Here is a 12204-nt window from a genome sequence, read left to right on the forward strand (position 1 = left end):
CCAAGTCGTGGCTGGTCGCGCAGTTCCCCGCGCCCCTAAAAAGGGGCGCGGGGTAGCCGACCCAGGTCAGTGGCTTACCAACTCCGGCTGCTCCGTCGGCTCTTCGCGCAAGCCGAACCGGTCGTGCACCCGCCGCAGCGGTCCCGGGGCCCACCACGCCCATCGCCCCAGCAGCGTCATCGTCGCCGGAACCAGCAGCATGCGTACGACCGTCGCGTCGATCAGGACCGCGAGGGTGAGGCCGAGGCCGATCTGGAGGATGGGGGAGAAGCCGCCCGTCATGAAGGCGCCGAAGACCACGGCGAGGAGCAGGGCGGCGCAGGTGACCACGCGGCCGGAGCGGCGCAGACCGGTGACCACGGCCTCCTGGTCGTCGCCGGTCAGGCGCCGGGCCTCCCGCATCCGGGCCAGGATGAACAGCTCGTAGTCCATGGCCAGTCCGAAGGCGATCGCGACGATCAGGGGCGGCGCGGTCAGGCTCAGCGCGCCCAGACTCTCGGCGCCCAGCGCGCCGGCGAGGTGGCCGTCCTGGAAGACCCACACCACCACGCCGAGCGCCGCGCCCAGACTGAGCAGCGTGGTCAGGATCGTGCGCAGCGGGATCAGCACCGAACCCGTGAACGCGAACAGCAGGACGAAGATGCCGGCCAGCACGGTCAGGGCGGCCCAGGGCGCCCGCTCGGAGAGCATCGCGCGGAAGTCGACCAGACGGGCGGCGGGCCCGGTGACCTGGACCGGTTCGGTGCCGCGCAGCTCCCGTACCCGCCTGACCAGGTCGATGGCCTCCTTGCCGTCCACCCGGCCCGACGGCTGGAGTTGTACGACCGCCCCGCCGCCGGGGAGTTCACGAGCCTGTGCGGTCGGTGAGAGGGCGCTGATCCGGTCCGCGGTCGCGGAGTCGGTCCCCGGCTTGAGGACGACGGTGACCGGCGAGACCCCTGTGCCCGCCGGGAAGTGCGCGTCGACGGTGTCGTACAACTGCCGTGCCTCGGTGCTCGAGGGCAATTGGGTCGCGTCGCCGATCTCGATCCTCATGCCGGTGACGGGCAGTGCCAGGACGAGCAGGGCCGGGACGACCGTGGCCAGGACGGCGACGCGGCGGCGGGCCGAGAAGCGGGCCACGCGGGCGAAGAAGCGGCCCTCCGCCCCCTCCGGCACCGCCTTCGCCGGGGCGATCTTCGCGCCGAACCTGGCCAGCAGCGCCGGCAGCAGTGTCAGCGCGGCCAGCATGTCGATGACCACGACCGCGGCCACCGCAAGGCCCATGCTGCGCAGGAAGACGCTGGGGAAGACGAGCAGACCGGTCAGGCTGACGGCCACCGTGAGCCCGGAGAACAGCACCGTCCGCCCGGCCGCGGCGACCGTCCGGTGCACCGCCTCCACGACGTCCTCGGTGTGCCGGCGCTCCTCGCGGAAGCGGACCAGCATCAACAGGGCGTAGTCCACGGCGAGTCCGAGGCCCAGCATGGTGGTCACCTGGATCGCGTACACCGAGATGTCGGTGACCTGGCTGAACCCGAACAGTGCCAGGAAGGCGCCCGCGATCCCGCTCACCGCGATCACCAGCGGCAGTCCGGCCGCGCGCAGCCCGCCGAACACGACGAGCAGCAGGGCGAGTACCACGGGCAGTGAGATCAACTCGGCGTTCTTCACGTCCTGTTGCGCCCGTTCACCGAGCTGCTGGCCCAGCAACGGGCCGCCGCTGACGTGCACTTCGGGCGCGTCGATCTGCTTGATGCGGTCGGCCGCCGCGTCCACCGCCCTCTCCTCGGCGCCGTCGCCGAGACCGCCCTTGAAGGTGACGGGGACGATCAGGGCCCGTCCGTCGGCGGCGGTGAGACCGCGGGTCCGGTACGGATCCGGGACCGCGGCGACACCGGCGATGCCGCGTACGTCGGCCACGGCCCGCTCGACCTGCTCGCGCAGCCCGGGGGCGGAGACGGTGGTCCCCTCGACGACGGCGGTGATCGACTCGCCCGTCGGATCGGCGCGGTCCAGGTACTGGGCGGCCCGCTCGGACTCGGTGCCCGGCACCTCGGGCACGTTGTCGGAGAGCCGCCCGAAGACGCCCGTCCCCAGCCCGAAGCCGAGCAGCAGGAAGAGCACCCACAGCAGGATGACGGTAAGCGGGCGGCGGGTCGCCGCCCGGGCGAGTGTGGAGAGCATGGTCCCTCCTGGCGGTCGTCGGTTCTCAACGCCCTCAGATTCGTGGCGGCGCAGGGTGTGGCGGATCGCCGGTGGGAGTGGTTTCGGGGCCTCGGCCGTACGAGGGAGGCAGACGTTCGACTCACTCCTGAGAGGGAGACGGTGGGAATCCCGCGCACGGGCGCCGGGGTTGACGGAGCAGAACAGCCGCGATCTTGGAGGATCCCGTATGCCCGAGGAACCCGCAGTCCGCGAACTCCGCCTCGTCGTCACGGCCCCCGACTACGACGAGGCCCTGCGCTTCTACCGCGACGTCCTCGGCCTGCCCGAGCGCGCCGCCTTCTCGTCCCCCGACGGAAGGGTCACCATCCTCGAAGCGGGCCGCGCCACGCTGGAGTTGACCGACCCGAACCACGCCGCCTTCATCGACGAGGTCGAGGTGGGCCACCGGGTGGCCGGGCACATCCGGGTCGCCTTCCAGGTCGACGACGCCGGTGGCGCCACGGCACGACTGGCCGCCGCGGGGGCCGAGGTTCTCGCCGAGCCGACGCGCACCCCGTGGAACTCACTGAACTCCCGGCTCGAAGCTCCGGGCGCCCTCCAGCTGACCCTCTTCGAGGAACTGGAAGGCTAGGAGACCCCCGGCGTCACCAGCCCCGTCTCGTACGCGCAGATCACCGCCTGCACCCGGTCCCTGAGCCCCAGTTTGCTCAGGACGTTGCTGACATGGGTCTTGACGGTGTGCTCGCTCACGAAGAAGGCCGTGGCGATCTCGGCGTTGGACAGGCCGCGGGCCAGCAGTCGCAGCGTCTCCACCTCGCGGGCGGTCAACGCGTCCAGCCGTTGCGGGGTGCCCGTGTCGGCGGCCTGTTCGCGGCGGCGCCGCACGATGTCGGCGACCAGCCGCCGGGTCACCGCCGGCGCGAGAAGCGAGTCGCCGGCCGCGACCACCCGTACGGCGTGCACCAGGTCGTCGCGGCGCACGTCCTTGAGGAGGAAGCCGCTGGCGCCCGCGTACAGCGCCTCGTACACGTACTCGTCCAGGTCGAACGTGGTGAGCATGACGACCTTGCAGCAGGACTGCGCACACACCTGCCGGGCCGCCTCCAGGCCGTCCATCACCGGCATCCGGATGTCCAGGAGCAGCACGTCCGGCGTGTGCCGCCGGACCGCCGCGACCGCCTCCGCGCCGTCGCCGGCCTCGGCGACCACCTCGATGTCCTGCTGCGCCTGAAGGATCATGCTGAAACCGCTGCGGACCAGTTCCTGGTCGTCGGCGACGACCACCCGGATGCTCACCCGAGGGCCGCCTGACGGTCGGCGGCGGCAGGCAGGCGTACGACGACCCGGAAGCCGCCGTCCGGTCCGGGCCCGGCCTCGGCGCTGCCCCCGCACGCGGCGGCCCGCTCCCGGATGCCGATCAGCCCGTGCCCGCCGCCGGGCGCCGCGGGACCCCGCCCGTCGTCGGTCACCGTGAGGGTCAACAGGTCCTCCGTCCAGTCGAGTTCGACGGTCGCGCAGGCAGCGTACGCATGCTTCACCGTGTTGGTCAGGGCCTCCTGCACCACGCGGTAGGCGGCGACCTCGGCGTCCGCGGGCAGCGGGTGCGGTCGGCCGGTGGTGTGCAACTCGACCCGCAGGCCCGCCGATTCGCCGACCTGGCGCAGCAGCCGGGGGAGCGCCGCCACACCCGGCTGTGGTGAAGTGCCGTTGCCCTGCTCCTCCTTGAGTACCCCGAGGATGCGTCGCAGCTGTCCCATCGCGTCCCGGCCGGCCGCCGCGATCGCGTCGAAGGAGGCCTCCGCACGCTCCGGATCACTGCGCACCACGACCGGCCCCGCCTCCGCCTGCACCACCATCAGGCTCACCGCGTGGGCGAGGATGTCGTGCATGTCCCGGGCGATCCGGGCGCGTTCCCGCGCGATGGCCCGCGCGGTGTCCGCGGCGCGCTCCCGCTCCAGCCGCCGGGCCCGGTCCTCCAGCTCCGCGGTGTAGGCGCGCTGGACGCGGGCCAGCCATCCGAGCGCGTAGGCACAGGCGATGCCGAGCAGATGGAAGGCGTACTCGAAGGGCCGGGCGTGCTCCTTGTGCTGCATCGTCACGGTGACCCCGATCGCCCAGCCCACCAGCATCACGCGTCGCTGCCAGGGCAGGGCCCGGGCGGCCATGGTGTACAGGACGACCAGTCCGCCGTACATCACATCCGGCGGGGGCGCGTGGTAGACGGCCATCGCGGGCGTGGCCGCCGACACGGCCCACGCGGTGGCGAACGGCGCCCGCCGCCGCCAGACCAGCGGCACCGCCGTCGCGGCCCCCAGCAGCCAGCCCTGCCAGGTGAGCCGGTCGTCCCCCTCGTCGGGGAAGAGCCACTGCAACGAGACGGCGAACAGGACGAGCGCGGCGAGGGCGGCGTCGACGGCGTAGGGATTCGCCGTCCGCAGGCGCGCGGCGGCCTGAGTGAACCAGGACTGCGGGGACATGGGCGGCTCCTCGGGGCAAGGGCCGTTCCAGTATCGCGAGGGTTCCTGGGCGGGGCCTCGCCGGTGAGAGGGATATCCCGGGGGTCGTTGGTCGTCCGCGGCGCCGTGGTGCCGGCCGCGCATGGTTTGTCAGCCGAGCGCAGCGGACCGCCGCCGTTTTGTCGCCCTTTAACTATCAGCGCTTACCTACTCGTCCGTAACCTCGCGGCTCCTGGTCACCACGCAGAAGGGACGTTCTGAGGTGACGAAGAACCATTCGAAGAAGTCGCGCAACCGGAGAGCCGCACTCCTCGGGGCCGGAGCCCTGCTCGGCGGGCTGTTGGCCGTGCCGGCCGTGACCGCGACGGCCGGCACGGGCGGGGCGTGTTCCGATCCCGACGCCGCGATCTACCGGCCACCGGTGAGGGCGGGTGCCGCGCCCGGCGAGGTCATCGCCTGCCGTACGGTCGACTCCCTGCCCATGGTGGGGAGCGGCACTCCGTTCCATGCCTGGAAGGTGCAGTACGGCTCCACCGACGGCCACGGCAGGAAGGACACCGTCGCCGGAACGGTGATCGTGCCGCGCGAGGCGTGGCAGGGCCCGGGCGAGCGGCCGTTGGTCGCGTTCGTGCCCGGCACCCTCGGCATCGGTCCGCAGTGCGCCTTCTCCAAGCAGCTCGCCGGCGAGTACCAGGACGCCTACGAGGGGCCGAACATCGCGGCACTGCTCAAGGCCGGGTTCGCCGTCGCGGCGACCGACGGCGCCGGATACCTGGACGGCCAGGTCCATCCGTACGTCTCCGGCGCCGACGCCGGACACGCGGTCCTCGACGTCGTACGCGCCGCCTCCCGGCTGCCCGGCAGCGGGGTGAACCCCGACGCCCGGGTCGGGATCTGGGGCTACTCGGAGGGCGGCTCGGGAAGTCTGTGGGCCGCGCAGCTCGCCAAGTCGTACGCCCCCGAGGTGAAGGTGGCCGGCGTGGCGTCCGGCGGGATCCCGGGCGACCTCAAGCAGGTCGGCAACTCGCTCAACGGCGGGGTGTTCGCCGGGTTCCTGGTGGACGCGGTGATCGGCCTGTCGGTCACCCACCCGGACATGCCGTTCGACGGACTCCTCAACGACACGGGCCGCCAGGCGGTCAAGGACGCCGAATCGCTCTGCGCGGTCGGCACCGTCGCACGCTTCACCGGCGTCCACATCGAGAACTACACCAAGGACAAGCTCACCCTCGCCCAGCTCTACGCCCTGCGCGGCCCCGACGGCACGACCTGGGGCGAGATCGCCGACACCAACAAACTCGGCGTCGGCGTGGGCCCGTCCGGCTCCGGGGCCCGCTACGAGATCGGCTTCCCGGTGCTGCAGTACCGCGGTCTCCTCGACGAGGTGATCCCCGCCGACACCGGCCAGGGCACTCGCCGCGCCTACTGCGACGCGGGGATAGCCACGCAGTGGACCTCGTACGCCGGTGACCATCTCCTCGGCGACCCGCAGGCCATCGGCGACTCGGTCAACTGGCTCACCGACCGGTTCGCCGGCAAACCGATGCCCGGCAACTGCTGAGCGATCTCTACGGCTCCTTCGCCGGCCGCCACCCCAGGGCCCGCGAAATGCCACGTGCCGCAAGCCGCACCGCAGGCGCCAGCACCGGTACCTGCGCGTCGGCTTGCGGCACCACCACCGACACGGCGGCGACCACCGCCCCGCCCGGCCCGCGCACGGGTGCGGCCACCGACAGGGCGTCGGCGGTCACCTGACGGCTGCTCACCGCGACCCCCGTGCGCCGCACCTCGGCCAGCACCCGGCGCAACTGCACCGGGTCGGTGAGGGTGTACGGCGTGAACGACGCGAGCGGGCCCGCGCAGTACTCCTCCTGCACCTCCGGATCGCAGTGCGCCAGCAGCGCGAGGCCGACCCCGGTGGCGTGCAGCGGCCAGCGCGCTCCGACCCGTATGTGCACGCCGACGGCGCTGCGACCGGAGATCCACTCGATGTAGACGACCTCCCCGCCGTCCCGCACCGCCAACTGCACGTTCTCGTGCGTCGCCTCGTACAGGTCCTCCAGGTACGGCAGCGCGATCTGCCGCAGTGCGAGCCCGCGCGGGGCGAGCGCCGCGACCTCCCACAGCCTGAGCCCGACGTGGTAGACGCCGGATGCGTCCCGCTCCAGAGCGCCCCAATCGGTGAGCGCGCCCACCAGGCGGTGCGCGGTCGTCAGGGTCAGCCCGGCCCGCCGGCTGATGTCCGTGAGGGACAGCGCCGGGTGCTCGTGGTCGAAGGCGGCGAGCACGGCGAGCAGCCGGTCGGGGGCGGAACGGGCGGTCATGGCGTCAGCCGAGCCCGTCCCCCGCGATCCGCAGCAACAGCGCGTGCAGCGTCTCGCGTTCGCCCGGTTCGAGCGGCTCGAAGAGCTCGTTCGTCGCGCGCAGCCCCGCCTCGTCGGTGTCGCGCAGGAAGGCGCGGCCGTTCTCGGTGAGGACGACGATGCGGCTGCGGCGGTCGTCGGGGGAGGGGCGACGCTCGGCGAAGCCCAGCTTCTCCAGGTCGTCGACGAGGCCGACGATCGCGCTCGGGTCGTATCCGAGGCGGGTGCTGAGTTCGCGCTGCAGGGCGCCGTCGGAGGTGGCGAGGAAGCGCAGGACCGCGTAGTGGCGCAGACGCAGCCCCGACTCCTGCAGGAACGCGTTGAACAGCTGTCCGGAGCGCAGGCCCAGGCGGTAGAGCAGGTAGCCCGTGTCCGCGTGCAGTCCACGCATCCACGGCTCGTCCACGTCGATGGGCTTCGGGGTGGCGTGCTGGCGTGTGATGGCGGGCTCCCTGTGCTCGATGCGTCCTGGTGATTCCAGCATGACGTACCCGTAGGTCGCCAACAACTATTGACGTCAACAATTATTGCTCTTAGCTTCGATCTCGAAGCCGCAGCGACGCGCCCCGAGGGCGCGTCCCCCGCATCAGCTCGTGAAGGGACCCACCCGTGCCCAGCATCGATCTCACCGGCAAGGTCGCCGTCGTCACCGGCAGCGGCCGGGGCCTCGGCCTCGCCTACGCGCACGCCCTGGCCGCCCACGGCGCGTCCGTGGTCGTCAACGACGTCGACGAGGCCGTGGCCGAGGCGGCCGTGAAGTCCATCTCCGAGGCGGGCGGCACCGCCGTCGCCGAGGTGGTCCCGGTCGGCACGAGCGAGGCCGCCGAGCGGCTGGTGAATCGTGCGGTCGAGGAGTTCGGGCGGCTGGACATCCTGGTCACCAATGCCGGCATCCTGCGCGACAAGGTGCTGTGGAAGATGTCCGACGAGGACTTCGACGCGGTGATCACCACCCACCTCAAGGGCACCTTCACCTGCGCCCGCGCCGCCGCGGTCCGGATGCGCGAGCAGGGCGAGGGCGGCACCCTGATCCTGGTCGGCTCGCCGGCCGGGCAGCGCGGCAACTTCGGGCAGACCAACTACTCCGCCGCCAAGGCCGGTATCGCCGCCTTCGCCCGCACCTGGTCGATGGAGCTGGGCCGCGCGAACATCACCGTCAACGCGATCGTGCCGGTCGCCGCGACCGCTATGACCGAGACCATCCCCGCCTTCGCCCCGTACATCGAGGCCATGAAGCACGGCGAGCCGCTCCCCGACTTCCTGCGCAAGGGCGAGGGCTTCGGCACCCCCGAGGACTGTGCGGCGCTCGTCCCGTTCCTCGCCTCCGAGGCCGCGCGGGGTATCACCGGCCAGGCCATCGGCATCGGCGGCGACAAGGTGGCACTCTGGTCGCATCCGCAGGAGATCAAGGCGGCCTACGCCGACGGCGGCTGGACCCCGGACACCCTGGCCGACGCCTTCCCCACCTCGGTCGGCGCGGAACTGCAGAGCGTCGGCGTCCCCGCCCCGAAGTTCCCGGAGGCTTGAGAAATGGCGACCCTCAACGTCGAGGAACTCGTCGCGATCGACGTCCACACCCATGCGGAGGTCTCCTCCAAGGGCCACTCCTCCCTGGACGAAGACCTGCACGACGCGTCCTCCGCCTACTTCAAGGTCGAGGGCAAGCGGAAGCCGACCCTGGAGGAGACGGCCGCCTACTACCGCGAGCGGAAGATGGCAGCCGTGATCTTCACGGTCGACGCCGAGTCCGCGACCGGCACCGCGCCCGTCCCCAACGAGGAGGTCGCGCAGGCCGCGGCCGCCAACTCGGACGTCCTCATCCCCTTCGCCTCCATCGACCCCTTCCGCGGCAAGGCGGGCGTGAGGCAGGCCCGCCGCCTCGTCGAGGAGTACGGGGTCAAGGGCTTCAAGTTCCACCCCAGCATCCAGGGCTTCTTCCCCAACGACCGCTCGGTGGCGTACGACCTCTACGAGGTGATCGAGGAGACGGGCACCATCGCCCTCTTCCACACCGGCCAGACGGGCATCGGCGCCGGAGTCCCCGGTGGCGGCGGGATCAGGCTCAAGTACTCCAACCCCCTCCACGTGGACGACGTGGCCGCCGACTTCCCGCACCTCAAGATCATCCTGGCGCACCCGTCCTTCCCCTGGCAGGACGAGGCCCTCGCCGTCGCCACGCACAAGCCGGGCGTACACATCGACCTGTCCGGCTGGTCGCCGAAGTACTTCCCGCCGCAGCTCGTGCAGTACGCCAACACGCTGCTCAAGGACAAGGTCCTCTTCGGCTCCGACTTCCCCGTGCTCACCCCCGACCGCTGGCTCGCCGACTTCGAGAAGCTGTCGATCAAGGACGAGGTCAAGCCGAAGATCCTCAAGGAGAACGCCGCCCGCCTGCTCGGGCTGACGAAGCCGTAAGGGGCCCCAGATGCGCAACGAGGGACTCGGGTCATGGCCCGCACGCCGGGCCCGCAAGACCCCGCACCGCACCGCCCTGGTCCACGGCGACACCTCCGCCGACTACGCCACGCTGTACGACCGCACCACCCGTCTCGCGCACGCCCTGCGCGAGCGGGGCGTACGGCGCGGCGACCGCATCGCCTACCTCGGCCCGAACCACCCCTCCTACCTGGAGACCCTGTTCGCCGCCGGCACGCTCGGCGCGGTCTTCGTCCCGCTCAACACCCGCCTCGCGGGTCCCGAAATCGCCTACCAGCTTGCCGACTCGGGGGCCAAGGCCCTGGTCTACGGCCCCCCGCACGCGGGACTGGTCGCCGGACTGCCCGGCCACACCGATGTCCGTACCTACGTCGAAGTCGGCCCCGATTACGAGGGAGCACTGGCGTCGGCGGCCACGGAACCGATCGACACGCCGGTCACCGCCGACGACACCTGCATCATCATGTACACCTCGGGGACGACCGGCCGTCCCAAGGGCGCGATGCTCACCCACGGCAACATCACCTGGAACGCGCTGAACGTCCTCGTCGACACCGACCTGATCGCCGACGAACGCGCCCTGGTCTCCGCCCCGTTGTTCCACACGGCGGGCCTGAACATGCTGACGCTGCCGGTGCTGCTGAAGGGCGGCACCTGCGTCCTGGTCGAGGCCTTCGACCCGAACGCCACCTTCGACCTGATCGAACGCCACCGCATCACCTTCATGTTCGGTGTGCCGACGATGTTCGAGCAGGTGGCCCGCCACCCACGCTGGCCGGAGGCGGACCTGTCCTCCCTCCGCATCCTCACCTGCGGCGGCTCCCCGGTCTCGACCCCGCTGATCGCCGCGTACCAGGAGCGCGGGCTCACCTTCCTCCAGGGCTACGGCATGACGGAGGCGTCCCCCGGGACGCTGTTCCTGGACGCCGAGCACGCCGTGAGCAAGGCGGGCTCGGCGGGCGTACCGCACTTCTTCAGCGACGTACGCGTCGTACGGCCGGACCTCACGCCCGTCGACGTCGGCGAGACCGGCGAAGTCGTGGTCCACGGCCCACACGTCATGCCCGGCTACTGGGGCCTGCCCGAGGAGACGGCCGCGTCCTTCGCCGAGGGCTGGTTCCGCAGCGGGGACGCGGCCCGCGTCGACGAGGACGGGTACGTCTTCATCGTCGACCGCATCAAGGACATGATCATCTCGGGTGGGGAGAACATCTACCCCGCGGAGATCGAGGACCTGCTCCTCGCCCACCCGGACATCGTCGAGTGCGCGGTCATCGGGGTGCCGGACGACAAGTGGGGCGAGGTGCCGCGTGCGGTCGTCGTCCCGCGTGCGGGCGCGTCACTCGACCCCGACGAGGTGCTGGCCTCCCTCTCCGGCCGCCTCGCCAAGTACAAGATCCCCAAATCGGTGGTCCTCGCGGACGAACTCCCGCGCACCGCCTCCGGAAAGCTCCTCAAGTCCCGGGTCCGCACCCGGTACGGCAACAGTTAAGGAACCCCATGAGCATCACGGTGAACGGCATCGACGAACTGAAGAAGCTCGCGGGCAGCGACCTGGGCGCCAGTGAATGGATCGAGGTCACCCAGGAGCGCATCAACACCTTCGCCGACGCCACCGGCGACCACCAGTGGATCCACGTGGACCCCGAGCGCGCCGCCGAGGGCCCCTTCGGCGCCCCGATCGCCCACGGCTACCTCACCCTCTCCCTCTTCATCCCCCTGTTCACGGAACTCCTGGACGTCCAGGGCGTCACCACGAAGGTCAACTACGGTCTGAACAAGGTCCGTTTCCCCTCCCCGGTGAAGGTCGGCTCCCGCATCCGCCTGGTCGGAAAGCTGGCGGAGGTCGAGGAGGTGCCGGGCGGGGTGCAGATCACCGTGGACGGCACGATCGAGGTCGAGGGCGGCACGAAGCCCGCGGCCGTACTGCAGAGCCTGTCGCGGTTCTACGCCTGATCGGGGCGTACCGGCATCAGGTCGAGAAGGCGCTCCGAGGCCTCCCGTGCGAGCGGTGTGAGCCGCTCGTGCACCGCCCGGAACGTCTTCTCGGCCCGTTCCGCCGGCCAGTCGTCCGGCAGGTGCTTGACCGGGAGGCGCGGGTCGCGGCGGATCACCTGCAGCCACTCGGCCTGCAGCCTCAGCCGCAGCGCGAGGGCGTCGTCCGGCTCCGGCAGCCGGCTCTCCCAGGCCTCCCAGCGGCGCACGAACTCCTCGTAGCGCGCGGCCAGTTCGGACAGCTCCCAGGTCTCCTCGATCATGGCGCCGATGTCCATGCCGGCGTCGGCGTGCGCACGGAAGACCTTCACATGCGCCGCGAGCCCGAGCTCGGACACCAGCTCCGCCACGTCGACCTCGCCCGGCGCGATCCACAGACCGCTGAACAGCGGCCCGAAACCGCTCCAGGTGAGCTTGGAGCGCAGATCGTGCCGCTGACGCTGCCAGGACTCCGGCAGCGAGAAGCCGAGCAGGGTCCAGGTGCCGTCCCAGTGCCGGTTGACCGCACCGGTCTGCCAGATCCGGTGCTCACCGTCCCGCAGCACCGCCGCCGAGTGCTCGGTCAGCCCGAAGTACATCTTGCGGCCCTCGCGCTGGCGGCGCAGCAGCCCCCGCTTGACCATCCGGGTCAGCGTCGAGCGGGTCGCCTGCTCACCGACCCCGGCACGCGCGAAGACGTCGATCACGCTGCCCGAGTACACACAGACGTCCCGCCCCAGCACCTGGTCCCCCAGAAACGTCAGCAGGAGGGACTGCGGCCGCAACGACTCTTCACCGGTCATGCGGCCACGGTACGACGCGAAGGA

Annotated in this window: 12 protein-coding genes; 6 read left to right on the forward strand and 6 right to left on the reverse strand. The window is 71.4% G+C overall.

Features of this window, described 5'->3' with window-relative positions; translation table 11 throughout:
* Positions 1-66 precede the first annotated feature (66 nt).
* A complete protein-coding gene (locus tag ABT254_RS14030) occupies positions 67-2166 on the reverse strand; it encodes an MMPL family transporter (protein ID WP_351468372.1) in 2100 nt (699 codons plus the stop codon).
* 208 nt (positions 2167-2374) lie between these two features.
* Here ABT254_RS14030 and ABT254_RS14035 point away from each other — a divergent pair, with 208 nt between their 5' ends.
* On the forward strand, positions 2375-2779 hold the full coding sequence (locus ABT254_RS14035) for a VOC family protein (RefSeq protein WP_351468375.1): 405 nt from the start codon (positions 2375-2377) through the stop codon (positions 2777-2779).
* Here the strand turns inward: ABT254_RS14035 and ABT254_RS14040 are convergent.
* Both ABT254_RS14040 and ABT254_RS14045 read right to left on the reverse strand, forming a co-directional pair.
* Positions 2776-3444, reverse strand: a complete 669-nt coding sequence (locus ABT254_RS14040; protein WP_351468378.1) for a response regulator — start codon at positions 3442-3444, stop codon at positions 2776-2778. The genes ABT254_RS14035 and ABT254_RS14040 overlap by 4 nt on opposite strands.
* Positions 3441-4625, reverse strand: a complete 1185-nt coding sequence (locus ABT254_RS14045; RefSeq protein ID WP_351468381.1) for a sensor histidine kinase — start codon at positions 4623-4625, stop codon at positions 3441-3443. The genes ABT254_RS14040 and ABT254_RS14045 overlap by 4 nt, the downstream gene beginning before the upstream one ends.
* 241 nt (positions 4626-4866) lie before the next feature.
* On the opposite strand from ABT254_RS14045, the gene ABT254_RS14050 reads away from it, so the two are divergent.
* Positions 4867-6165: a lipase family protein gene (locus tag ABT254_RS14050; RefSeq protein ID WP_351468384.1), complete on the forward strand. Its 1299-nt coding sequence runs from the start codon at positions 4867-4869 to the stop codon at positions 6163-6165.
* A gap of 7 nt (positions 6166-6172) precedes the next feature.
* On the opposite strand, the gene ABT254_RS14055 is transcribed toward ABT254_RS14050, so the two are convergent.
* Together ABT254_RS14055 and ABT254_RS14060 are read right to left on the reverse strand one after the other, a co-directional pair.
* Positions 6173-6928: an IclR family transcriptional regulator gene (locus ABT254_RS14055; protein ID WP_351468387.1), complete on the reverse strand. Its 756-nt coding sequence runs from the start codon at positions 6926-6928 to the stop codon at positions 6173-6175.
* Positions 6929-6932: 4 nt separating this feature from the next.
* The gene (locus ABT254_RS14060) at positions 6933-7358 is read right to left on the reverse strand and encodes a MarR family winged helix-turn-helix transcriptional regulator (RefSeq protein WP_351469123.1); all 426 of its coding nucleotides are present in this window, start codon (positions 7356-7358) and stop codon (positions 6933-6935) included.
* Positions 7359-7576: 218 nt separating this feature from the next.
* Here ABT254_RS14060 and ABT254_RS14065 point away from each other — a divergent pair, with 218 nt between their 5' ends.
* From ABT254_RS14065 to ABT254_RS14080, 4 genes are read left to right on the forward strand one after another with little or no spacing between them, the layout of a single operon-like run.
* Positions 7577-8494 (forward strand): SDR family NAD(P)-dependent oxidoreductase, encoded by a 918-nt coding sequence (locus ABT254_RS14065; protein WP_351468390.1) that lies wholly within the window; start codon positions 7577-7579, stop codon positions 8492-8494.
* A 3-nt stretch (positions 8495-8497) separates the two neighbouring features.
* Complete coding sequence (locus tag ABT254_RS14070) at positions 8498-9382, forward strand: amidohydrolase family protein (protein WP_351468393.1); 885 nt, start codon at positions 8498-8500, stop codon at positions 9380-9382.
* Between the two features lie 10 nt (positions 9383-9392).
* A complete protein-coding gene (locus ABT254_RS14075) occupies positions 9393-10895 on the forward strand; it encodes an acyl-CoA synthetase (RefSeq protein WP_351468396.1) in 1503 nt (500 codons plus the stop codon).
* A gap of 8 nt (positions 10896-10903) precedes the next feature.
* Positions 10904-11359: a MaoC family dehydratase gene (locus tag ABT254_RS14080; RefSeq protein WP_351468399.1), complete on the forward strand. Its 456-nt coding sequence runs from the start codon at positions 10904-10906 to the stop codon at positions 11357-11359.
* On the opposite strand, the gene ABT254_RS14085 is transcribed toward ABT254_RS14080, so the two are convergent.
* Positions 11350-12180, reverse strand: a complete 831-nt coding sequence (locus ABT254_RS14085; RefSeq protein WP_351468401.1) for a PaaX family transcriptional regulator — start codon at positions 12178-12180, stop codon at positions 11350-11352. The genes ABT254_RS14080 and ABT254_RS14085 overlap by 10 nt on opposite strands.
* Positions 12181-12204 lie beyond the last annotated feature (24 nt).

The organism is Streptomyces sp. NPDC001137, assembly GCF_040298885.1.
Taxonomy (GTDB): Bacteria; Actinomycetota; Actinomycetes; order Streptomycetales; family Streptomycetaceae; genus Streptomyces.